The following is a 22,507-nucleotide window of genomic DNA, read 5'->3' on the forward strand; positions in this document are numbered from 1 at the left end:
AATTAGCCATGATGCGTGACCTCCCCTTTCGGAGCTCACGGTAAATGCCAACCCGCTGCGGATTCTGCGCGCGGCAGCACCCGAATTATCAGGGATACGTGTAGGGTGGAGATGCACAACCGCTGGACTGTGTAGCAATAGGCTTTATCAAGACGCTTCATCTCGTCCACAGCCGCTGGTTGATTCCTCCTCCTGACTGAGTGCTTAAGTAGCCACAGCAAGCAGGACGCGTACGTCGCGATATCGGCCCAATTGGTCGCACATCGCTGGACACGGGAATGGCCAACCACTCCCGACGCACCTGACACCGACCGTGAGAAGTCGTGTGTGCCGAACGCCGTTTCCGGCAGCCCGGAAACCGACGGTACTACATGAAAAGAATGCTGATTAACGCAACTCAACCCGAAGAGTTGCGTGTTGCACTGGTAGATGGCCAACGCCTCTACGACCTGGACATCGAATCCGGTGCACGCGAGCAGAAAAAGGCCAACATCTATAAAGGCCGAATCACTCGCATCGAACCAAGCCTTGAGGCTGCCTTTGTCGATTTCGGCTCCGAGCGCCACGGCTTCCTGCCCCTCAAAGAAATCTCCCGCGAATACTTCAAGAAAGCTCCTGAAGGCCGCGTCAACATCAAGGACGTCCTGAGCGAAGGCCAGGAAGTCATCGTTCAGGTCGAAAAAGAAGAACGTGGCAACAAGGGCGCCGCCCTGACCACCTTCATCAGCCTGGCCGGTCGTTACCTCGTGCTGATGCCGAACAACCCGCGTGCCGGCGGTATCTCCCGTCGCATCGAAGGCGAAGAGCGCAACGAACTGCGTGAAGCGCTGAACGGCCTGGTTGCACCAGCCGACATGGGTCTGATCGTGCGCACTGCCGGCCTGGGCCGCAGCAGCGAAGAAATGCAGTGGGACCTCGATTACCTGCTGCAACTGTGGACCGCCATCAAAGAAGCGTCGCTGGATCGTTCCGCGCCATTCCTGATCTACCAGGAAAGCAACGTGATCATCCGCGCCATCCGCGATTACCTGCGCCAGGACATCGGCGAAGTGCTGATCGACAGCGTTGAAGCCCAGGACGAAGCCCTGACCTTCATTCGCCAGGTGATGCCGCAGTACGCCAGCAAGATCAAGCTGTACGAAGACAGCGTTCCGCTGTTCAACCGTTTCCAGATCGAAAGCCAGATCGAGACCGCTTTCCAGCGCGTCGTTGAACTGCCTTCCGGCGGCTCCATCGTTATCGATCCGACCGAAGCCCTGGTGTCCATCGACATCAACTCGGCGCGCGCCACCAAAGGCAGCGACATCGAAGAAACCGCTCTGCAGACCAACCTTGAAGCCGCCGAAGAAATCGCCCGTCAGTTGCGCCTGCGCGACATCGGCGGCCTGATCGTCATCGACTTCATCGACATGACCCCTGCCAAGAACCAGCGCGCCGTGGAAGAGAAAGTCCGCGAATGCCTGGAAGCCGACCGCGCTCGCGTGCAGATCGGCCGCATCTCGCGCTTCGGCCTGCTGGAAATGTCCCGTCAGCGCCTGCGTCCATCCCTGGGCGAAAGCAGCGGCATCGTTTGCCCGCGTTGCAACGGCACCGGCATCATCCGTGACGTTGAATCGCTGTCGCTGGCCATCCTGCGTCTGATCGAAGAAGAAGCCCTGAAAGACCGCACTGCCGAAGTGCGCGCTCAGGTGCCGATCCCGGTTGCTGCGTTCCTGCTCAACGAAAAACGCAACTCGATCACCAAGATCGAACTGCGCACCCGTGCCCGCATCATCATTCTGCCGAATGATCACCTCGAAACGCCGCACTTCGAAGTTCAGCGTCTGCGTGACGACAGCCCGGAAGCCGCGACCAATCAGTCCAGCTACGAAATCGCTGCCGCCGCTGCCGAAGTCGAAGAAGTCCAGCCAGCCGCTGCGACCCGCACCCTGGTTCGCCAGGAAGCCGCGGTCAAGACTGCCCCGGCCCGCGCCAACGCTCCGGTTCCGACCGAAGCCGCCGCACCAGTCGCCGCTGCACCGGCCCCGGTTGCCGCGCCAGAGCCAAGCCTGTTCAAAGGTTTGGTGAAGTCACTGGTCAGCCTGTTCGCCACCAAAGAAGAGCCAGTCGCTCCGACCGTGGTTGAAAAACCGGCTACCGAGCGTCCGGCCCGTAATGAAGAGCGTCGCAACGGTCGTCAGCAGAGCCGCAACCGTAACGGTCGCCGCGATGAAGAGCGCAAGCCGCGCGAAGAACGTGCACCTCGTGAAGAACGTGCCCCACGTGAGCCGCGCGAAGAGCGCGCACCGCGTGAAGCCCGTGAGCCACGCGAAGCTCGCACCGAAGCGCCAGCAGCCCGCGAAGAACGCGCACCCCGCGCCCCTCGTGAAGAACGTGCACCACGTGCGCCGCGTGAAGATCGCAAGCCTCGTGGCGAGCGTGAAGAGCGTGTACGTGAACTGCGCGAGCCACTGGACGCCGTTCCAGTTGCTGCCGCCGCTGTTGCCGTGACCGCTGAAGAGCGTCCGGCCCGTCAGCCACGTGAAGAGCGCGCACCGCGTCCGCCGCGTGAAGAGCGTCAACCGCGTGCCGAACAGGCCGCTGCTGCCGTCGCTGAAGAAGAAGTGAACACCAATGAAGAGCAACTGCCGGAAGACGGTTTGGAGAGCGCCGAAGGCGATCGCCCACGTCGTCGTTCGCGCGGTCAGCGTCGTCGCAGCAACCGTCGTGAGCGTCAGCGTGATGCCAACGGCAACGTGATCGAAGGTTCGGAAGAATCCGAAGCCGGCGAAAACGCTGAAGAGCCAAGCACTGCCGATCTGGCCGCCGGCCTCGCTGTGACCGCAGCCGTTGCCAGCACGGTGATCAGCGCTCCGGCCGAAGCCCAAGCCCACGAGCAAGCTGAACGCGCCACCGCAGCCGTTCAGGAAACTCCTGAAGTGGAAGCGCCGGTTGTTGAAGCGACTACTCCGGTAGAAGTGGTTGCTGCTCCGGAAGTCGAAGTGGCACCGGTTCAGGAAACCCTGCCTCAGGTAGAGCCCGCGCCGTTTGTGGTTGCCGAGCCGGTGGTTGAAACCGTCGCTGAAACCGTGACCGAAACCGTGCGTGAAGTTCGCGAAGAGCAGACCGCTTTCAACTGGGTTGCCGAGCCGACCGTGACCGAAGCACCAGCCCCTGTTGCTGAAGCTGAAGTCCCGCAAGCCATGGTTTCCGAGCCAGTGGTTGTGGCTGCCGAACCTGCTCCAGCGCCAGTCGTTGAAGCTCCGGTGGTTGAAGCGCCTGCGGTTGAAGCGCCGGTTGTTGCCGAAGCGCCAGCCCCAGTGGTTGAAGCACCGGCTCCGGTCAGCGCCCTGACGCCTAGCGGCCGCGCGCCAAACGACCCGCGTGAAGTGCGTCGTCGCAAGCGTGAAGAAGAGCGCCTGCAGAAGGAAGCCGAACTGGCTGCCGCTGCTGCCCCGGTCACCGAAATGGTCGAGGCAGCTCCTGCCCCGGTTGCTGAGGAAGCGGTTGTCGAAGCGGTGATCGCTGAAGCACCACGCTCCGTTCAGGACGCGGTTGAGCAACACCAAGAAGCCGAGGAAAAAGAACACGAGCCTAAACCTCTCGTGTAATTCCCGAAGCCGTTAAAAAGCCCCGCCCGGTGAAAACCTGGCGGGGCTTTTTTATGCCATTTAAAAGATCAAAAGATCGCAGCCTTCGGCAGCTCCTACAGAGGAAGCGCATTCCAAATGTAGGAGCTGCCGAAGGCTACGATCTTTTGATTTTGCTTATTGCGTGAAAACCAGAGATTCCGGCACATCGATATCCCACAACACCCCGGGATCATCCACTGCCACTTCAATCACCCTGCCCTGCTTGAACAATGGCCTCGCCCCGCGATCACCACTCAACGCCTGCAACTCCACACCAAACGACCGCCCAAACCCAACCGGGTGGCCATACTCGCCTTCCTGCACCGGCACGCTCACCGCATCATCGGCAATGGCCGCGACCACGCGCTCAATACTCGATGGCAAGATAAACGGCATATCCCCCAGCACAATCAACCAGCCATCGGCGTCCGGGCAAGCGGCGACACCGGCGGCAATGCTGTCACCCATGCCGGTCGAGTCAATCGAAACGATATCGCAACCGTACGCCTGCGCCATGCGCATGGCCTGTGGGCGGGCTTCGGTCGTGACCAACACGCGTTTATCAAGACTAGGCGGCAAACTCACCAATACCTGCTCGATCACCGAACGCACCGCGCCATCCAGCCCGGTGCAATCGGCGAGCAACTTGTCCTTGTCTGCGCCCGCCACCTGGCGAAAGCGGCTGCCCTCGCCTGCCGCCAGCACAATCACTGCGATGGATCGACTCATGCGTCCTCCAGTGTTTTCTTCTGTTTCAATTCGACGCCGTTCTTGATCGCAACAATTTCCGCCAGCAATGACAGAGCAATTTCCGCCGGCGAATGACTGCCGATGTGCAAACCGATCGGCCCGTGCAAGCGATCAATCGCCTGTACTGACAAGCCTAGCTGAGCCAGATTCTCCCGGCGCTTCTGACTGTTGACCCGCGAACCGAGCGCACCAACATAGAAGGCTGGCGAATCCAGTGCCGTCAGTAGCGCCATGTCATCCAGACGTGGATCGTGAGTCAACGCGACAATCGCAGTGCGTTCATCGGTCTGGATACTCAAGACCGCGTCGTCCGGCATCCCCGAGACGAAACGGCCGTGATGCTCCTCCCAGCCATAGACGAATTCGGTGCGCGGATCGCAGATCAGCACCTCGAAATCCAGCAATCGCGCCATGTCTGCGACGTAGCGCGACAACTGTCCCGCGCCGATCAACAATAATCGCCAACGCGGGCCGTAGATGGCTCGCAGGGTTTTGCCGTCGAAGGCCAGCGCATCGGACTTGCTCGCCGGCGACAGCAACACTTCACCAGTTTCAATATTCAGCTCACGGGCGACGATCTCGTGCGCTTCACAACGCGCGAGCAATTCGGCAACCCACGCTGGATCGCCAACCCGCTCTTCGGTCAGACGCAACGTGCCGCCGCAAGGCAAACCGAAACGCGCCGCCTCTTCACGGGTAACGCCGTAAGTGATCAGTTGCACCGGCGGCCCGTCGGTGGCGATCCGCCCATCGTGCAGACGGGCGATCAAGTCATCCTCGACGCAGCCGCCCGATACCGAACCGATCACCACGCCATCCTCACGCAACGCCAGCATGGCACCGGGCGCCCGGGGTGCAGTGCCCCAGGTTTGCACGACACTGAACAACACCACCCGCTGCCCGGCGCGGCGCCATTCCAGGACGCTGCGCAGCACGTTGAGATCGACGCTGTCCATCAGGCGCCTGCCTTCTGCCAGCCCTGCAACTGATAGCGCACTGGCAGATTGCGAATACGTTTGCCGGTGGCCGCGAAGATGGCATTGCACAGCGCCGGGGCAATCGGCGGCACGCCCGGTTCGCCGACGCCGCCCAACGGCACGTCGCCCGGTGGCGTCACCAGATGCACCGCGACTTCCTTCGGTGCCAGCGACATGCGCGCCACTTCGTACATATGGAAGTTGTCCTGCTGGACCTTGCCGTCCTTGAAGCTGATTTCACCCAGCACCGCATTGCCGAGCCCCATTACGCAAGCGCCTTCGAACTGCGAGCGAATGCGCTCAGGGTTGATCTGCGGCCCACAATCCACGGCAATATCAGCTTTGTGCACGATCAGCGAACCATCGTCCTTGACCTCGACTTCAATCACCGCCGCCACGTAGGTGACGAAGCTGTAATGCACGGCCAGACCCAGTCCGCGGCCCTTGGGCAGCTCGCGCCCCCAACCGGCAGCCTTCGCAGCCGTTTCCAGCACGGTGCGCATGCGTCCGGTATCGATCGGATAACGCTCGGAAGATTCACCGTAGTTCCACTCCTCGCTCAGCGTGCGCGGGTCGATCTGCCGATCCGGGCCGAGCAGTTTGATCTGGTACTTGAGCGGATCCTCGCCGGCCTTGTGCGCCAGCTCATCGACAAAACTCTGAATGGCGAAACCATGGGGAATGTTCGACACCGAGCGATACCAGCCAACCCGCGTGTGCACGGTCGCTTCGGGATTTTCCAGGCGCACATTGGGAATCGCGTAGGCCATGTTGGTGAACCCCATGCCCAGCTCGAAAGCGGCTTCATGGTTCATGCCCGGCGCGAACAACGCGGTAATGCTCGGCGCGACGGTGCGATGCAACCAGCCGGACGGCATGCCGTCCTTGCCGACGCCTGCCTTCAGATACTCGGCGGACACGGTGTGGAAATACGAGTTATGGATGTCATCTTCACGCGTCCACTGCACGCGCAGCGCTTTGCCGGGGAATTCCTTGGCAAGGATCGCCGCCTCGACGACGAAATCCGGCTTGGACTTACGCCCGAAACCACCGCCCAGCAGCGTGACATTAAAGGTGACGTTATCGAACGGCAGACCAAGACGTTCAGCGATGCGCTCGCGGGTGACTTGCGGCGCCTGACTCGGCGCCCAGGCCTCGCAAACCCCGTCCTGGTAACGGGCGATGGCGACCATCGGTTCCATCGGTGCCTGCGCCAGATGCGGCAGATAGTAAGAAGCTTCAAGGGTGCTGGCAGCGCCACTCAACGCCTTGTCGATATCGCCAGTGTTGCGCACCACTTTGCCGGGTTTCAGCGAGGCGGCTTCGAGTTCCTTGCGGTAGGCAATCGAGTCGTAACTGGCATTCGGGCCATCGTCCCACTCGATTTTCAACGCTTCGCGGCCCTTGATCGCTGCCCAGGTATTGCTGGCCACGACAGCCACACCGCCCAGTGGCTGAAACTCCGAAGGCAGTGGACGACCTTCAATCTGAATCACTTTGAGCACGCCGGGGACTTTCAGCGCCGCGCTGTCGTCCAGCGATTTGACCTTGCCGCCGTACACTGCCGGGCGCGCGATGGTCGCGTACAACATGCCGTCAAAATGTACGTCGGCGCCGTACACCGCCCGACCGTTGACGATGTCGTCGCCATCGATGGCTTTGGTGCCTTCCTTGCCGATGTAGCGAAATTCCGATGGCTGCTTGAGGCGCAGACTGTCACGCGCGGGCACCGGCAACGCACTCGCCGCAGCGGCGAGTTCGCCATAGCCCAGTTCACGACCGGACGGTTTATGGATGACTTTGTGCAACTGCGCATGGCATTCGCCGACCGGTACCTTCCACTGCGCAGCCGCCGCTTGCTCCAGCATCGTTCGGGCCGCAGCGCCGCAACGCCGCATTGGCTCGTACCAGTGGCGCATGCTGCGCGAACCGTCGGTGTCCTGATTACCGAAACGCACTTCATCACCCGGCGCCTGCTGCACTTTGACATGCGCCCAATCGGCGTCCAGTTCGTCGGCAACCACCATGGTCAGACTGGTGCGCACGCCCTGGCCCATCTCCGAGCGGTTGCATACCACCGTCACCGTGCCGTCGGCGGCAATGCTCACATAGACTTTCGGGTCATCGATCCAGCCGTTGGGCATGCCGTCGGCGCCGAATTTCTTTTCCTTCTCGTCGGCCAATGCATCCTGCCAGCCCCAACTCGCGGCCAGCACCAAGGCGCCCGTCGCGCCGACGCCTTTGAGGAAACCGCGGCGACTGAGATTGCTCAGAGCGAAATCATGCGGAAGGCGGCTCATGCTTTCGCCTCCTTCAAATGCGTGGACGCCTGACGGATAGCGGTTTTGATCCGGTTATAGGTGCCGCAGCGACAAATGTTGCCGACCATGGCTTCTTCGATCTGCTCATCGCTCGGGTTCGGGTTGGTTTTGAGCAACGCCGTGGCCGACATGATTTGCCCGCCCTGACAGAAGCCACACTGCGCGACAGCCGTGTCGAGCCAGGCTTGCTGAACGACTTGCCCGACCGGATCAGCGTGGAGGTTGTCGATGGTGGTGACGTTTTGGCCGACGACCGAACCGATCGGCGTGATGCAACTGCGCGCCGGCAAACCGTCGATGTGGATGGTGCACGCGCCACACAGGCCCATGCCGCAGCCGAATTTGGTGCCGTTGTAGCCGGCAACGTCGCGGATAGCCCAGAGCAGCGGCATGTCTTCCGTGACATCAAGTGAATGGTCTTGGCCATTGAGTTTCAGGGTAATCATGGGCACGCCCGCATATTTTTGGTGGTTATTGGGTCGAGCAATCTGCCGCCGTTGAATCGGCGGTGGTTCACGCAGATCGACTCAGGCTAATCAGGCTCTCTTGTGCCGACGCGAACGTCTGCACCGGGCCTTTGGTGGAGCAAATGACGGTTATCGTTAGCTCGCTAAGTTAACCCAACATTAACGAAAAAGCCCTGCTGAGACAGGGCTTTTTAGTGGCGAGCTTTTAGCTACAAGCTGCAAGTAAAAGCAGTAGCTGGATCATGTTGCAGAGATTGTAGCTTGCCGCTCAAAGCTTGAAGCTCGCCGCTGCTTCAATACCGATTGGGCTCCATTTCCAGTTCGACATTGAAACGTTCGGCAATGTCTTTCTGAATACGTTGCGCCAGATCGAACAATTGCAGGCCGGTCGCCGTGCCGTAGTTGACCAGCACCAGTGCCTGCAATTTATGTACGCCGGCATCGGCTTCGCGGAAACCCTTCCAGCCAGCGCGCTCGATGAGCCAGCCAGCGGCCAGTTTCATCTGCCCGTCCGCTTGCGCGTAGGCCACCACATCCGGATGCTGCGCTTTGATCTGCGCGACGACGGCCGCCGACACCAGCGGATTTTTAAAGAAGCTGCCGGCATTGCCGAGCACCGCCGGATCCGGCAATTTCTCGCTGCGGATACTGCAGATGGCACGGCTGACGTCGGACGGCGTCGGTTGCTCGATGCCCTGCTCGCTCAGGCGCTGACGCACCGGGCCATATTCCAGATGCAGATGCGCAACGCGATTGAGCGTGAAGCGCACGCGCAGGATCAGCCAACGCCCCGGCTGCTGCTTGAACAGGCTGTCACGGTAAGCGAAGTTGCATTCTTCCAGGGTGAAGTCGCGCAATTCGCCGGTGTGGCGATCCAGCGCGGTCAGCCCGGCGAACACATCCTTGATCTCGACACCGTAGGCGCCGATATTCTGCATCGGCGCAGCGCCGACGGTGCCCGGGATCAGGCTGAGGTTTTCCAGCCCGGAAAAGCCCAGCGCCAAGGTGTGCTGCACAAACGGATGCCACGGCTCGCCGGCTTCAGCTTCGATCACCACACGGTTGCCATCGTCGCTGATCACGCGAATTCCACGCGTGGCCATGCGCAAGGTCAGCGCCGGGATATCCGCAGTCAGCAGCAAGTTGCTGCCACCGCCGATCACCAGCAATGGCACGTCATGCGCCGTGGCATAAGCCAATGCTTCACGGACATCGGCGTCGCTGTGGGCCTCGGCGAACAGTTGCGCGCGGACATCGACGCCAAAACTGTTGAACGGTTTCAGGGAAACCTGCGGTTGCACCTGCAAACTCATAACCGACCCTTCACTTCGATCAACAATTGGTCACAAGCCGCTTCAATCAGATCCAGCACCTGCTCGAAACCCTGATCGCCGTCGTAATACGGGTCCGGCACTTCATCGACCAGCCCGGCATACCGGCGCAGGAACAGATCCAGCTCGGCTTTGCCGGTGGACGGTTGCAGGGCTTTGAGGTTGCGCAGGTTGCTGTTGTCCATGGCCAGAATCAGGTCGTAGCTGGCGAAATCAGCACGGCTGACCTGCTGCGCGCGTTGCGCCGACAGGTCATAACCGCGCACTTTGGCGGCGGCCTGACTGCGTTTGTCTGGCGGGTTGCCGACGTGCCAGTCACCAGTGCCGGCGGAGGCCACTTCGACCTGATCCGCCAGCCCTGCGGCGCGCAACTTGTGGCGCAACACGCCTTCAGCCGTGGGCGAACGGCAAATGTTGCCCAGGCACACAAACAGAACGCGCATCAGGCCCCCAGCAGGCGACGAACGCGCTCGAGGTCTTCAACGGTGTCGACACCGGTCGGCGGCGCGATCAACGCATCGGCAACGTGAATCCGCACGCCGTGCCACAGGGCACGCAGTTGTTCAAGGGATTCGGTGTTCTCCAGCCAGCACGGGCCCCAGCTCACGAAGTCGTGAAGGAAACCGGCGCGGTAGGCATAAATGCCGATGTGGCGACGGTACGGCACGCCTTCCGGCAATTGCTCGCGGCTCTTGGCGAACGCATCGCGCGCCCAAGGCAAAGTCGCACGGCTGAACGTCAGCGCCAGACCGTTGATGTCGCTGACGACTTTGACCACGTTCGGATTGAACAGGGTGTCGACGTCTTCGATCGGCTCGGCCAGCGTGGCCATGCGCGCTTCGGTATGGGCAGCGAGGTTGGCAGCGACCTGATCGATCACGCTTGGCGGGATCAGCGGCTCGTCACCCTGCACGTTGACCACGATTGCGTCGGGCTCAAGGCCCAGTTTCGCTGCGACTTCAGCCAGACGATCGGTGCCGGAATTGTGATCTTCACGGGTCAGCACCACTTCAGCGCCAAAGGCTTTGCAGGCTTCGACAATGCGCGCATCGTCAGTGGCCACCACCACGCGGGTCGCGCTGCTTTTGCTCGCCTGTTCCCAGACGTGCTGGATCATCGGTTTGCCGGCGATGTCCAGCAGCGGCTTGCCCGGCAGGCGGGTCGAGGCATAACGCGACGGGATGACAACGGTGAAGGCGGTGGTCATTTATCCAGACGCTCGTCGGTGGTCAGGGTGCGGGCTTCGCTTTCGAGCATCACCGGGATGCCGTCGCGGATCGGGTACGCTAGGCCGGCGCCCTTGCTGATCAGCTCGGTCTTGTCGGCGCTGAGCTTGAGCGGGCCTTTGCAGATCGGGCACGCGAGGATGTCGAGCAATTTGGTGTCCATGAACTTTCCCTGGATAAAAGAATTAAGGCAAAAGCCGATCAGGTAGCAGGCGCATCAGCTGTGTGTCGAACCAGGCCACGAAGGCCGGCGACGGCACGGCATCGACCGCCAGATACCACCAGTCGGCAGCAGCGAAGGCACGGCACTTCACCGCGTCCTTTTCGGTCATCACCAACGGCAATGACGGTGTGAAATTCAAGGCCTGCACGCTGTATTCGGCGTGATCGGCAAACGCGTGCGGGACTGCTCGCCAGTCTAGCGCTTCGAGGGTATTGAAGAAACGTTGCGGATTGCCGATCCCGGCGACCGCGTGCACGCTCTGGCCGGGCGCAAAGTGCTCGAGCGGCTTGCGCTCGCCGCTGCGCAGATTGACCAGCGCCGTCGGTTGCAGATGGAAAGCGAAACCGTCGTCGCGATCGGCGGTGGCGCCGTTGAACAGCACGCCGTCGACACTTTGCAAACGCTCGATCGGCTCACGCAGCGGGCCTGCCGGCAAGCAGCGTTTATTGCCCAGACCACGAGCCGCGTCGATCAGCACCAGCTCCAGATCCCGCGCCAGACGGTAATGCTGCATGCCGTCGTCGGAGAGGATCAGGTCCAGCGGTTCACTGGCGAGCAAGGCTCTGACGGCAGCGCTGCGATCGGGATCGATCATCAATGGCACGCGGGTGCGCTGGACGATCAGCAGCGGTTCGTCACCAGCGATATCGGCACTTTGCTCAGCCTCGACGCGCCACGGCAGTTGCGGCGGCTTGGCGCCGTAACCACGACTGACCACGCCAACGCGCAAACCACTGCGCCGGCAATGCTCGATCAGCCAGAGGATCATCGGCGTTTTGCCAGTGCCACCGACAGTGATGTTGCCGACCACGATCAACGGCACCGGCGGCTGGTAAATCTCGCCTTCACCGTCGAGAAAACGCTGACGCTTATTCACCACCACACGGCGGTACAACAACTCCAGCGGTCGCAGCAACGCCAGGGCCGGGTGCCCCTGATACCACGCGGCGAGCAAGCGATCGGACAGGCTCATCAGGATTTCGGCGCAGCCTCAACCGTGGTCATGCGCAAATGGCTGAAACCGAGCTTGCCGGCCGCGTCCATGGCGGTGATCACTGATTGATGCTGAGTCTTGCCGTCGGCACTGATCGACAACGGCATGTTGGTGTCACCGTTGGATTCTTTCTGCATGGCTTCCATCAACGTCGCCAGATCGTTTTTCGGCAGAATCTTGTTGTTCACCGAAAACACGCCCTCGGCGCTGATGGCGACATCCAGTTGCTTGAGCTGCTGGTCTTCCGCCGGCGAGCCGCTGACCGCTTCCGGCAGATCGACGCGCAACTGGGTTTCGCGGGTGAACGTGGTGGTCACAACGAAAAACAGCAGCAGGATGAACACCACGTCGATCAGCGACGCGAGGTTGATGTCCACGGTTTCCCGGGGCTTGCGACGGAATTTCACGCGCGGCCCTCGGTCAGGTCGACGTCACGGTCGCCCTGCACCACTTCAACCAGTTTGATCGCTTCCTGCTCCATGCCAACCACCAGTTCATCGATGCGGCGTTGCAGGAAACGGTGGAAGAACACCGCCGGAATCCCGACCATCAGGCCCGCAGCCGTGGTGATCAGCGCTTTGGAGATACCACCGGCCAGAACGGAAGCATTGGTGGTCATGCCGGAGCCGGTGAATGCGCTGAAAATGTCGATCATGCCCAGCACCGTGCCGAGCAGACCCAGCAACGGCGCCATGGCGGCGATGGTGCCGAGCGCATTGATGTAGCGCTCCAGCTCGTGAATGACGCGAGCGGCGGCCTCTTCGATGCACTCTTTCATGATCTCGCGACCATGCTTGGAGTTGGCCAGACCGGCGGCGAGGATTTCCCCCAGCGGCGAATTGGCGCGCAATTCCTTGAGCTTTTCTTTATTGAGCTGCTTGTCCTTGATCCAGACCCAGACCTGGCCCAGCAGATGCTCGGGGGTGACGCGACTGGCGCGCAGGGTCCACAGACGCTCGGCGACAATCGCCATGGCCGCGATGGAACTCAAAATGATCGGCAACATCATCCAGCCGCCGGATTTGACCAATTCCCACACAGTGACAGTCCCCTCGAAAAAGTGCGCCACTTTACCATACCGATCCGCGATTAAGACCCGCCCCTCCGACGACCGTGATGTGCCATCCATGCTGGCACCGATCAACGGGCGGGCACAGGCGGATCGCGCCAGAAACGCCGTTGTTGACGCATCGTCCGCGACGCTTTGAAGCGGCCCAGTTGCAGATGGATGGCGCCCTGCTCGGCGCTGTCGTAGATGCGCAGGCCTTGTTTGCGATAGCGCGCCAGCACGGTCGGGTGCGGATGGCCGAAGGAGTTGCCGTGGCCTCGGGAGATCAGCACCGACTCGGGCTGCAAGCCTTTGAGCAAGGCCATTGACGAGGAACTGCGGCTGCCGTGGTGAGGCGATTGCAGCCAGTGCGTCGGCACGGCCAACGGGCTGTCGAGCAGGTCACGTTCGGCGTGGCTGTCGATGTCCCCGGTCAGCAGCAACCGTTCGCCATTGGCTTCGATCTGCAACACGCAGGAGCGTTGATTGCTGTCGTGGGCATCCGCCCATTGCCAGAGCTGAAAGCGCACGTCGTCCCATTGCCATTGCGCGCCACTTTCGCAGGCTTCAGCGCTCAATTCGGCGGGCAGCCCTGGCGGATCGCCGCTGAGTACCCGGACGACCTTGATGCCACGGGTAATCGCCAGCGCACCGCCGGCATGATCGGCATCGGCGTGACTGAGCAGCATCAGATCGAGTTTTTCCACGTTGAGTTTGCGCAGCGCCGGCAACACCACACGTTCGCCGAGATCGAAATCACCAAAGCGTGGGCCGGCATCGTACAGCAGCGTGTGGTGACGGGTTCTGATCAGGATCGCCAGACCCTGGCCGACATCCAGTTGCCAGACATCGGCCAGGCCCTCGTTCAAGCGCTCGCGCGGCGGCACCACCAGAATCAACAGCAATGGCCAGCCCAGCGGTCGCATCGGCACTCCGCGTGGCAACAGCAACAACACCGTGCCGAGGCAGCCAATGGTCCAGACCCAAACGGGTATCGAAGGCGCAACCCACGCAGGCCATTGCCCGGCAATCAGCGCCAGCGCGCGAAACAGCCAATCGATCAAGCCACCTGCCAGCCACAGCAGCCCTTCACCGACATAAGGCACCGGCAACAATAAAGTCCCGAGCAGCGCCGGCGGCAGCACCAGCAGACTGACCCAAGGCACCGCCAACAAGTTGGCCAGCGGCCCACTGAGACTGATCGGCAGGTTCAACGCCAGCAGCACCGGACATAAACCGATGGCGATCAACCACTGCGCGCGCGTCCAGGTCTGCCACCAGCGCCACGCGCCCAAGCGACCGCCAAAGGTGAAGATCAGCACCGCCACCGCTGCAAACGATAGCCACAAACCCGGACGCAGACTGGCGAGCGGATCGAGCAACAGCACGCCGTTAAAGGCCAGCAACAGCGGCCACCACGCCCCCAGATGGCGAAAACGCAGGCGCCACACCAACACCAACCCGACCATCACGCAGGCGCGCTGCACGGGCACGTCGAAACCGGCGAGCAAGCCGTAACCGAGCGCTGCTGCAAACGCCAGTCCACAAGCCCACGGCAACCAAGGCCAGCGCAACGGCCAAAGTCCATAACGAGCCAGACCGGCGACCAGCAAATACATCACCGCCGCCAGCATCCCGACGTGCTGTCCGGAGATCACTAGCAAATGCACGGTGCCGGTGTCCTGCAGAATCTGCCAATCCTCACGACTGAGCGCCGAACCGTCGCCCAGCACCAGTGCCGCCAGCGCACCGGCCCGACCGTGCGCGTCTACCGCAAGCAAGCGCTGACGAATGCCGTCGCGCCAGGCCCAGCGGGCTTCGCTGAGGCGCTGGCCATCCTTGATCGTGCCCGAGGCACCGATGCGTTGCGCCAACAGCCACGCCTCATGATCAAAAGCGTCTGGGTTGAGCAAACCGCCGGGGCGTTTGAGTTTCACCGCCAGCCGCCAGCGCTCGCCGCTGTTCACCGGCGGCCCGGCGTACCAGGCCAGACGCATCCGTGTGGGCAATTTTTCGTGACGCGAGCGTGCATCAGCGAATTCGAAACGCACCACGCCGTCCGCGTTTTGCGGCAAGCCGACCACCCGCCCCTCGAGCCAACGGGTTTCGCCATCCAGACGGGCCGGCAGTCGATCACTCAGCGCCCACTGCGCGCTGACACAAGCCCATGTGAAGCCGAACAGCAAAAACGCCAACGGATAGCTGCGAAACGGCAGCAACAGCAAACCCAATACCGGCAACGGCAACATCCACCCGACCGGCGGCAATGCCGGTAAAAACATCGGCACCAGCAGACCGACTGCCAGCGCCATCATCCCTGTGCGCATAAGCCCGTCCTTGAGAGTCCCGCACTTAGGCATAGCGGGTGTCGGGCACGTCCGTCGTCAACAATTGTCACAAAGTCTGAATGGGCGCTTCGTAGAATCCAGACATACTTGCCGCCTTAACCGACCGAGAAGCCTTATGCCCCGGCGCTTATTCAAACGTTACATGCCCGATCCGACGAGCATCAGGGAACACAAATCCTTACGCTTTCTCGGCAAGTTGCTGCATGACCCGAACCTCTGGCATCTCAATCGCCACTCTGTTGCGCGGGCAATGGCGGTCGGTTTGTTTGCCGCTTTCCTGCCGATCCCAGCGCAGATGCTGGTGGCGGCCGCCCTTGCCGTCACCGTGCGCGGCAACATGCCGATCGCCGTCAGTCTGGTCTGGCTGACCAACCCGATCACCATGCCGGCGGTGTTTTTCTGCACCTATCAGGCAGGCGCGTGGTTGATGGATGTGCCGGCACGACATCTGCCGGACGAGCTGACCTGGGAATGGATCAGCGGTGAGTTGTCGACGTTGTGGCAGCCGTTTTTGCTCGGCTCGGTGGTGGTAGGGCTGGTGCTTGGCGCCCTCGCCTATTTCGTGGTGATGATGTACTGGCGCTGGTGGGTGGCGCGGCAATGGGCGCGGCGCAAGAAGAGCAGAATGCGCTGAATGCAAAACGGCCTCCGCAGTGGGAGGCCGTTTTGTTTTGTGCTGCCTGGGCACTATCTGTAGGAGCTGCGGCACGCTGCGATCTTTTGATTGTGATCTTCAACATCAAAAGATCGCAGCCTTCGGCAGCTCCTACAGGGATTGTGTGTGTGTGGATCAGGTCCGCATCCCGCGCCCACTCACCAGCAACCGTGCACAACCGAGATACAACACCACCGTCGCCACCAGCATAAAGGTAATCGCGATGCCGATCTTGATGTCCGACACACCCAGAATGCCGTAGCGGAACGCATTGACCATGTGCAGCACCGGGTTGGCCAGCGACACGGTCTGCCAGAACGGCGGCAGCAAGGTGATCGAGTAGAACACGCCACCCAGGTAGGTCAGCGGGGTCAGCACGAACGTCGGGATGATCGAAATATCATCGAAGTTGCGCGCAAACACGGCGTTGATAAAACCCAGCAGCGAGAAGATCGTTGCGGTCAGCACGACCACGAGAATGGTCACGCCGAGGTGATGCACCTGCAAATGGGTGAAGAACAGCGACAGAATCGTCACGATCACGCCCACCATCAGGCCACGCAACACGCCACCAATGGTGAAGCCGATCAGAATCGTGTGCGGTGACACCGGCGACACCATCAATTCCTCGATGGAGCGCTGGAACTTGCTGCCGAAGAAACTCGAGACCACGTTGCCGTACGAGTTGGTGATCACCGACATCATGATCAGCCCCGGCACGATGTACTCCATGTAAGTGAAGCCACCCATGTCGCCGATCTGCCGACCGATCAGATTGCCGAAGATCACGAAGTACAGAACCATGGTGATCGCCGGCGGCAGCAGGGTCTGCGGCCAGATCCGCGTGAAGCGTTTGACCTCGCGGTAAACGATGGTCTGCAGGGCGACGAGGTTGGGACGGAATTCAGAACTCATACCGCCACCTTCGACAGATTTTTCTCCACCAGGGACACGAACAGCTCCTCCAGGCGATTGGTTTTGTTGCGCAGGCTCAGCACTTCAATGTTCTGCAGCGCCAATTGGCTGAACAACGCCGTGATGCCCATGGATTTGTCGACCTGAACTTCCAGCGTATGGGCGTCGATCAACCGAGCGGGATAGCCGAGCAATTGCGGCGCGGCGCTCAAGTCGTTTTTCAGGTCCAGCAAGAAGGTTTCCACGTGCAGCTGGCCCAGCAATTGTTTCATGCTGGTGTTTTCGACAATGGTGCCGTGGTCGATGATGCCGATGTTGCGGCACAGCTGCTCAGCCTCTTCCAGGTAATGGGTGGTGAGGATGATGGTGATGCCTTTCTGGTTCAGTTCGGTGAGGAACGTCCACATCGAGCGGCGCAGCTCGATGTCGACGCCTGCGGTCGGTTCATCGAGGATCAACAGACGTGGTTCGTGCACCAATGCGCGAGCAATCATCAAGCGACGCTTCATGCCGCCGGACAACGACCGCGACGGCACGTCACGCTTGTCCCACAGGCCCAGTTGCGTCAGGTACTGCTCGGCGCGTTCCTTGGCGATCTTCGCCGGAATGCCGTAGTAACCGGCCTGGGTCACGACGATGTCGAAGGTCTTTTCGAACTGGTTGAAGTTGAATTCCTGGGGCACTACGCCGATCGAGCGTTTGAGCTGCGCAGGATTTTTGTCGAGGTCATTGCCAAAGATATTCACCGTTCCGCTGGTCTTGTTCACCAGGGTCGAGAGAATGCCGATGGTCGTGGATTTGCCGGCACCGTTGGGGCCGAGCAAGGCGAAAAAATCACCTTCGGCGACGTCCAGATCGATACCACTCAAGGCCTGGAACCCGTTGCCGTAGGTTTTGGTTAGCTGCCGGATGGACAGAGCGGAACTCATATCTGATTTACGCACCATTGAAGGAAAAAAGGAGACGGCGGCGAGGGATCGAACCGCAGCGCAAGTGCGCAATGTTGCGTGCCGCCGCCGCACAAGTACAGTCAAGTGTGTCGATAGTAGGTATTAAGTCAACGCGGTCATAACCGCTTTTTGATAGGCCGGACGCTGCTTCAGGCGTTCGTACCAGGCTTGCAGATGCGGTTGCGCGGCGCGTTCGATGGGCATCTCGAACCAGGCATAAATGAAACTGCCGAGGGGGATATCGCCCATACCAATGTCTTTTCCGGACAGATACGGTTGGCTGGCCAATGCCTGGTCGGCCATGCTCAGCAACTCGGTGCACTCTTTGATCGCGGCGCGAATGGCCGTCCAGTCCTGCTGGTCAGCCGGTGTGCGCAAGACGCCCCAGAACACCGTGCGGAAGGGACCGGCGAAACTCGACGTGGTCCAGTCCATCCACTTGTCGGCGATGGCGCGGGCTTGCGGATCAGCTGAATACCAAGCGCTACCGGGCGCATGTTTGGCCAGCAGATAGCGCACGATCGCGTTGGATTCCCACAGCACAAAACCGTCGTCTTCGATCACCGGCACCCGGCCATTCGGGTTCATCGCCCGGTACTCGGGCGTGTCGACTACGCCAAATGCGCCACCGGCATCGATCGCCTCGTAAGCCAGGCCGAGTTCTTCAGCGGCCCACAATGGCTTCCTGACATTCGATGAGTTTTTCCGTCCCCAGATCTTCAGCATGACCGCCTCTTTTCAAGTGAGTGGGCAGGCAGCATACGCCGGATCAGACGCGGCTCACATCACTGTGCATATCGCCCAGCAATGGCGGCTGCTGATCGGTGAACAGATGCGGATAGCACTTTTGCAGATGTTCGAAGAAGAAGGTTTCCGGTACATCAGCGAATTGGCCGTGATCGACCAGATACTCCATCAGCTGCGCGCCATCACGGTTGAACGGATGGAAAACGCTGTCGTCGATGCCGTTGAATTCCAGCGGCGCGACGTTGAACAATTCGCAGAGTTTCTGGTTGAACGCCGGGGTGGCTTTGACCCAACGTTCGTTGAGGAAAAACTCGGTGTAGCCGTGCATGGCAAACATGTCGCTTTTCAGCAATTCAAGCAGACGTGGCGTCGATAAATGATTTTTCACGTCGGCCAGACCGATCCGCGCCGGGATCCCGCAATGCCGCGCGCAACCGGCGAGCAGCGTGGCTTTCGGCACGCAGTAACTCTCTCCCGTCGCCAACGCGTAACTGCCGCGCAAGGTCTGCGGATCACGACTGAAGGTGTAAGGGTTGTAGCGCACGGCCTCGCGCACGGCGTAATAAAGACTGATCGCCTGCGCCAGCGGATCACGGCTGGCACCACGGTGCTGTTCGGCGAACTCCACCACCGCCGGGTGGTCACTATCGATGAAGCGGCCGGAACTCAGATACTCGTGCATTACGACAATCTCCTGAATGAGCCTGGAGTCTAGCGACAGCTTGAGCACAGAGATAACGACGTTTCGGCCAAACTTGGACGCAAAGGCGCGGATTGATCGAACGATTTCCCACACGCGTTGCCCACCGAACCTACGAAAACCATCCGGGGTTTCCCACGATTTCAATCACCTTGGTCTGACCACCCGGTTTTGCAGATGCCGTCTAAGCTCTGGAGGGTCGATTTGCCTTGGTTCACGGAGGACTGAATATGCTGTTGTTGTGGATACTGGTTTTGCTGGTCGGCGTGGCGTATCTCGCCCACCGGCGTGTTTCCCCTCTGCCCGCGTTGGGCATCGTTGCCGTCTACCTCTTGGCCATGGGTATTTTCAGTCACGCACCGGGCTGGCTGCTGCTGGTGTTCTGGGTCGTGCTGGCCGTAGTCGCCGCGCCATTGCTACTGCCTGACCTGCGCCGCAAACATTTCACCGCGCCCCTGTTCAACTGGTTCCAGAAAACCCTGCCGCCGATGTCGCAGACCGAGCGCGACGCGATCGATGCCGGCACCGTCTGGTGGGATGGCGAGCTGTTCAGCGGCCGTCCGGACTGGGACAAACTGCTGGCCTATCCGAAGGTGCAACTGACTGACGAAGAACAGGCGTTCATTGACGGCCCGACCGAAGAACTCTGCGCCATGGTCACCGACTGGCAGATCGGCCAGTCGATGGACCTGCCGCCCGAAGCCTGGACGCACATCAAGGAACACGGCTTTTTTGCCCTGATCATTCCGAAAGAATTTGGCGGTAAAGGCTTCTCGGCCTATGCCCACTCGCAAGTGGCGATGAAACTCGCGACCCGCAGCGGCGACCTCGCCTCCACCGTGATGGTGCCCAACTCCCTCGGCCCGGCCGAACTGTTGCTGCATTACGGCACCGATGAACAACGCAATCACTACCTGCCACGCCTGGCTCGCGGCGACGACATCCCGTGCTTCGCCCTCACCGGCCCGCTTGCCGGCTCCGATGCCGGGGCGATGCCCGACACCGGGATCATCTGCAAAGGTCAGTGGGAAGGTCAGGAAGTCATTGGCCTGCGCCTGAACTGGGAAAAGCGCTACATCACCCTCGGCCCCGTGGCCACCCTGCTCGGTCTGGCGTTCAAGGCGTATGACCCGGAGCACCTGCTGGGTGACAAGGAGGACCTCGGCATCAGTCTGGCGCTGATTCCGACCGATACCGACGGTGTCGAGATCGGTCGTCGTCACTTGCCTCTGGGCGCGGCGTTCATGAACGGCCCGAACTCGGGCAAAGACGTGTTCATTCCGCTGGACTACCTGATCGGCGGCCAAGAGATGCTCGGCAAAGGCTGGATGATGCTGATGAACTGCCTGTCGGTCGGGCGTTCGATTTCGCTGCCGGCAGTCGGCACCGGTGCGGCCAAGTTCACCAGTCTGGTCACCGGCCAATACGCGCAGATTCGTGAGCAATTCAACGTACCGCTGTCGGCGTTCGAAGGCATTCAGGAAGCCATGGCACGCATCGGCGGCAACGCGTGGATGATGGACGCCGCACGAATGCTCACCGCCAACGCGGTCGATCTGGGCGAGAAACCCTCGGTGCTGTCGGCCATCCTCAAATACCACCTGACCGAACGCGGTCGCGAATGCATCAGCCACGCCATGGACGTGCATGGCGGCAAGGCGATCATCATGGGCCCGAACAACTACCTCGGGCGCAGCTGGAACGGTGCACCGATTTTCATCACCGTGGAAGGCGCGAACATTCTCTCGCGCAACCTGATGATCTTCGGTCAGGGCGCGATTCGTTGCCATCCATTCGTGCTCAAGGAAATGGCCCTCGCCGGTCGCGAGGACAAGGATCAGGCGCTGAAAGAGTTCGATGGCCTGCTGCTCAAGCACATCGGTTTTGCCGTGAGCAACGCCGCCAGCACGCTGGTGCTGAACCTGGGTTTCGGCCACTTCGAACGTGCGCCGGGCGACAAGATCAGCCAAGGCTACTTCCGTGCACTCAATCGTCAGGCTGCGGCATTCGCCATGCTGGCTGACTTCAGCATGATGCTGCTCGGTGGCGAGTTGAAACGCCGCGAGCGTCTGTCGGCACGCCTGGGTGATGTTTTGAGCAATCTGTATCTGGCGTCCGCCGCGCTCAAGCGTTATCACGACCTGGACTCGCCAGCGTACATGGAGCCATTGTTCCGCTGGGCGATGGAAGAAAGCCTCGGTCAGTCGGAACGGGCGCTGGATGAATTGCTGAGCAACTTCCCGAACAAAGTGTTCGGCTGCCTGCTGCGGGTGATCGTGTTCCCGTTTGGTCGTCGTCACAAAGGCCCGTCGGACAAACTCGGCGCCGAGGTGGCTGGCGTAATCGGTCGCGCCAAGGGCGATCCGGCGCTGGAAGAACTGCTTGCCGGCTGCTATCGCCCGCAATCGGCAGACGATGCGGTGGGTGCGCTGCAGCACGCCAGCGATCTGCTGAACGCTGCGCAACCGTTGCACAAGAAGCTGCACACCTCGCTGAAAAGCGGTCAGGTCAAACCAACCGCAGGCGAACACGCCATCGACGCGGCGCTGGAGGCTGGTGTGCTGCAACCGGTGGAAGCGCAAAGTCTGCGTGATGCCGAAGCGGCGCGACGCAAGGTGATCGATGTCGATGATTTCGACAAAGAAGAGCTGACACAGGCAGAGGGCAAAGTCCGCTGATCCTGACAGGCATGTCAATGCTCGCGCGGGAGCTTTATACTCCCGCGCCCGTTTTGCTCTTGAGGACTTATCTCGTGTCCAACCTCGTTGCCGACCATCTTGTTTTGCTCGACCACCTGCGCAGTATTCTGGTCGCCGTAGGTGAGGCGGATCAGGTTCCCGAAGAAAGCCATGCCTTGTTTCTGGAGCGCTTCGACGAATTGCTGGCATCCTTGCCGATCGATCCGATCGAAAGCCAATACCTGGGCCAGGACATCCTGACTCAAGTGATTTCTCGCTACCCGCAAATTGCCCACCTGATCCCACGGGATCTGCTGTGGTTCTTCGCTGGCGACTGCCTGCACTACCTGTCCGATGAAGAAATCGACCTGTATCAGGCGCTGGAAGAACGTCGCTACGAAGCCGAACAGAACGACGAACCGTTCGACTGGAATCAGGAAAAACAACTGATGGCGATGTCCGCTCAGGACAGCAAGCACTGATTCAGTTTGTTGGTTGAAGATCAAAAGATCGCAGCCTTCGGCAGCTCCTGCATTGACCGCGTATGTAGGAGCTGCCGAAGGCTG

The 22,507-nt window shown here is 60.8% G+C and carries 20 protein-coding genes; 4 read left to right on the top strand and 16 right to left on the bottom strand.

The genetic code is table 11. The features are described from left to right. Positions 1-371: 371 nt before the first annotated feature. On the top strand, positions 372-3,590 hold the full coding sequence (gene rne / locus EJA71_RS01540; protein WP_158953720.1) for a ribonuclease E: 3,219 nt from the start codon (positions 372-374) through the stop codon (positions 3,588-3,590). 156 nt (positions 3,591-3,746) lie between these two features. Here rne and EJA71_RS01545 read toward each other — a convergent pair whose 3' ends face one another. The 12 genes from EJA71_RS01545 to EJA71_RS01600 all read right to left on the bottom strand — a co-directional run bounded on the left by EJA71_RS01545 (position 3,747) and on the right by EJA71_RS01600 (position 15,275). Then, positions 3,747-4,340: a nucleotidyltransferase family protein gene (locus EJA71_RS01545; protein ID WP_158953722.1), complete on the bottom strand. Its 594-nt coding sequence runs from the start codon at positions 4,338-4,340 to the stop codon at positions 3,747-3,749. Then, entirely contained in the window at positions 4,337-5,317 is a 981-nt protein-coding gene (locus EJA71_RS01550) for an XdhC family protein (RefSeq protein ID WP_158953724.1), read from the bottom strand. The genes EJA71_RS01545 and EJA71_RS01550 overlap by 4 nt, the downstream gene beginning before the upstream one ends. Further along, positions 5,317-7,638 carry a xanthine dehydrogenase family protein molybdopterin-binding subunit gene (locus EJA71_RS01555; RefSeq protein WP_158953726.1) on the bottom strand — a complete coding sequence of 774 codons (2,322 nt, stop codon included), beginning with the start codon at positions 7,636-7,638 and terminating at the stop codon, positions 5,317-5,319. The genes EJA71_RS01550 and EJA71_RS01555 overlap by 1 nt, the downstream gene beginning before the upstream one ends. Beyond that, a complete protein-coding gene (locus EJA71_RS01560; protein WP_077574083.1) occupies positions 7,635-8,105 on the bottom strand; it encodes a (2Fe-2S)-binding protein in 471 nt (156 codons plus the stop codon). Before EJA71_RS01560 ends, EJA71_RS01555 begins: the two co-directional genes overlap by 4 nt. 314 nt (positions 8,106-8,419) lie before the next feature. Then, positions 8,420-9,439 carry a UDP-N-acetylmuramate dehydrogenase gene (gene murB, locus EJA71_RS01565; protein WP_158953728.1) on the bottom strand — a complete coding sequence of 340 codons (1,020 nt, stop codon included), beginning with the start codon at positions 9,437-9,439 and terminating at the stop codon, positions 8,420-8,422. After that, entirely contained in the window at positions 9,436-9,900 is a 465-nt protein-coding gene (locus tag EJA71_RS01570) for a low molecular weight protein-tyrosine-phosphatase (RefSeq protein ID WP_122604979.1), read from the bottom strand. The genes murB and EJA71_RS01570 overlap by 4 nt, the downstream gene beginning before the upstream one ends. Next, on the bottom strand, positions 9,900-10,664 hold the full coding sequence (kdsB, locus tag EJA71_RS01575) for a 3-deoxy-manno-octulosonate cytidylyltransferase (protein WP_158953731.1): 765 nt from the start codon (positions 10,662-10,664) through the stop codon (positions 9,900-9,902). Before kdsB ends, EJA71_RS01570 begins: the two co-directional genes overlap by 1 nt. Further along, entirely contained in the window at positions 10,661-10,846 is a 186-nt protein-coding gene (locus EJA71_RS01580) for a Trm112 family protein (RefSeq protein ID WP_003174668.1), read from the bottom strand. Before EJA71_RS01580 ends, kdsB begins: the two co-directional genes overlap by 4 nt. Before the next feature lie 22 nt (positions 10,847-10,868). Further along, on the bottom strand, positions 10,869-11,879 hold the full coding sequence (lpxK, locus tag EJA71_RS01585) for a tetraacyldisaccharide 4'-kinase (protein WP_158953733.1): 1,011 nt from the start codon (positions 11,877-11,879) through the stop codon (positions 10,869-10,871). Continuing rightward, positions 11,879-12,307, bottom strand: a complete 429-nt coding sequence (locus EJA71_RS01590; RefSeq protein ID WP_158953735.1) for a biopolymer transporter ExbD — start codon at positions 12,305-12,307, stop codon at positions 11,879-11,881. The genes lpxK and EJA71_RS01590 overlap by 1 nt, the downstream gene beginning before the upstream one ends. Then, positions 12,304-12,939, bottom strand: a complete 636-nt coding sequence (locus EJA71_RS01595; RefSeq protein WP_178113639.1) for a MotA/TolQ/ExbB proton channel family protein — start codon at positions 12,937-12,939, stop codon at positions 12,304-12,306. The genes EJA71_RS01590 and EJA71_RS01595 overlap by 4 nt, the downstream gene beginning before the upstream one ends. Positions 12,940-13,040: 101 nt before the next feature. Further along, entirely contained in the window at positions 13,041-15,275 is a 2,235-nt protein-coding gene (locus EJA71_RS01600; RefSeq protein ID WP_158953739.1) for a DNA internalization-related competence protein ComEC/Rec2, read from the bottom strand. Between the two features lie 136 nt (positions 15,276-15,411). Here EJA71_RS01600 and EJA71_RS01605 point away from each other — a divergent pair, with 136 nt between their 5' ends. Beyond that, positions 15,412-15,930, top strand: coding sequence for a DUF2062 domain-containing protein (locus EJA71_RS01605; protein WP_158953741.1), 519 nt, complete (start codon positions 15,412-15,414; stop codon positions 15,928-15,930). Positions 15,931-16,086: 156 nt separating this feature from the next. On the opposite strand, the gene EJA71_RS01610 is transcribed toward EJA71_RS01605, so the two are convergent. From EJA71_RS01610 to EJA71_RS01625, 4 genes are all read right to left on the bottom strand, one after another. Then, positions 16,087-16,866: an ABC transporter permease gene (locus EJA71_RS01610; protein ID WP_008087860.1), complete on the bottom strand. Its 780-nt coding sequence runs from the start codon at positions 16,864-16,866 to the stop codon at positions 16,087-16,089. Continuing rightward, on the bottom strand, positions 16,863-17,795 hold the full coding sequence (locus tag EJA71_RS01615; RefSeq protein WP_158953743.1) for an ABC transporter ATP-binding protein: 933 nt from the start codon (positions 17,793-17,795) through the stop codon (positions 16,863-16,865). The genes EJA71_RS01610 and EJA71_RS01615 overlap by 4 nt, the downstream gene beginning before the upstream one ends. A gap of 123 nt (positions 17,796-17,918) precedes the next feature. Continuing rightward, positions 17,919-18,542, bottom strand: a complete 624-nt coding sequence (locus EJA71_RS01620; RefSeq protein ID WP_158953745.1) for a glutathione S-transferase family protein — start codon at positions 18,540-18,542, stop codon at positions 17,919-17,921. Positions 18,543-18,585: 43 nt separating this feature from the next. Next, a complete protein-coding gene (locus tag EJA71_RS01625; protein ID WP_158953747.1) occupies positions 18,586-19,245 on the bottom strand; it encodes a transglutaminase family protein in 660 nt (219 codons plus the stop codon). Between the two features lie 248 nt (positions 19,246-19,493). Here EJA71_RS01625 and EJA71_RS01630 point away from each other — a divergent pair, with 248 nt between their 5' ends. Continuing rightward, positions 19,494-21,941: an acyl-CoA dehydrogenase gene (locus EJA71_RS01630; RefSeq protein WP_158953749.1), complete on the top strand. Its 2,448-nt coding sequence runs from the start codon at positions 19,494-19,496 to the stop codon at positions 21,939-21,941. Positions 21,942-22,015: 74 nt separating this feature from the next. Further along, the gene (locus EJA71_RS01635; RefSeq protein WP_158953751.1) at positions 22,016-22,423 is read left to right on the top strand and encodes a PA2817 family protein; all 408 of its coding nucleotides are present in this window, start codon (positions 22,016-22,018) and stop codon (positions 22,421-22,423) included. Positions 22,424-22,507 lie beyond the last annotated feature (84 nt).

Origin of the sequence: Pseudomonas sp. PB106, assembly GCF_009764645.1 — a bacterium.
Taxonomy (GTDB): Bacteria; Pseudomonadota; Gammaproteobacteria; order Pseudomonadales; family Pseudomonadaceae; genus Aquipseudomonas.

Bases quoted from the DNA above. Each gene is read 5' to 3' on its own strand.
- EJA71_RS01555 (WP_158953726.1), bottom strand. From the start codon at position 7,638: ATGAGCCGCCTTCCGCATGATTTCGCTCTGAGCAATCTCAGTCGCCGC.
- EJA71_RS01600 (WP_158953739.1), bottom strand. From the start codon at position 15,275: ATGCGCACAGGGATGATGGCGCTGGCAGTCGGTCTGCTGGTGCCGATG.
- murB (WP_158953728.1), bottom strand. From the start codon at position 9,439: ATGAGTTTGCAGGTGCAACCGCAGGTTTCCCTGAAACCGTTCAACAGT.
- EJA71_RS01620 (WP_158953745.1), bottom strand. From the start codon at position 18,542: ATGCTGAAGATCTGGGGACGGAAAAACTCATCGAATGTCAGGAAGCCA.
- EJA71_RS01625 (WP_158953747.1), bottom strand. From the start codon at position 19,245: ATGCACGAGTATCTGAGTTCCGGCCGCTTCATCGATAGTGACCACCCG.
- EJA71_RS01560 (WP_077574083.1), bottom strand. From the start codon at position 8,105: ATGATTACCCTGAAACTCAATGGCCAAGACCATTCACTTGATGTCACG.
- rne (WP_158953720.1), top strand. From the start codon at position 372: ATGAAAAGAATGCTGATTAACGCAACTCAACCCGAAGAGTTGCGTGTT.
- EJA71_RS01610 (WP_008087860.1), bottom strand. From the start codon at position 16,866: ATGAGTTCTGAATTCCGTCCCAACCTCGTCGCCCTGCAGACCATCGTT.
- lpxK (WP_158953733.1), bottom strand. From the start codon at position 11,879: ATGAGCCTGTCCGATCGCTTGCTCGCCGCGTGGTATCAGGGGCACCCG.
- EJA71_RS01545 (WP_158953722.1), bottom strand. From the start codon at position 4,340: ATGAGTCGATCCATCGCAGTGATTGTGCTGGCGGCAGGCGAGGGCAGC.
- EJA71_RS01605 (WP_158953741.1), top strand. From the start codon at position 15,412: ATGCCCCGGCGCTTATTCAAACGTTACATGCCCGATCCGACGAGCATC.
- kdsB (WP_158953731.1), bottom strand. From the start codon at position 10,664: ATGACCACCGCCTTCACCGTTGTCATCCCGTCGCGTTATGCCTCGACC.
- EJA71_RS01615 (WP_158953743.1), bottom strand. From the start codon at position 17,795: ATGAGTTCCGCTCTGTCCATCCGGCAGCTAACCAAAACCTACGGCAAC.
- EJA71_RS01580 (WP_003174668.1), bottom strand. From the start codon at position 10,846: ATGGACACCAAATTGCTCGACATCCTCGCGTGCCCGATCTGCAAAGGC.
- EJA71_RS01570 (WP_122604979.1), bottom strand. From the start codon at position 9,900: ATGCGCGTTCTGTTTGTGTGCCTGGGCAACATTTGCCGTTCGCCCACG.
- EJA71_RS01550 (WP_158953724.1), bottom strand. From the start codon at position 5,317: ATGGACAGCGTCGATCTCAACGTGCTGCGCAGCGTCCTGGAATGGCGC.
- EJA71_RS01630 (WP_158953749.1), top strand. From the start codon at position 19,494: ATGCTGTTGTTGTGGATACTGGTTTTGCTGGTCGGCGTGGCGTATCTC.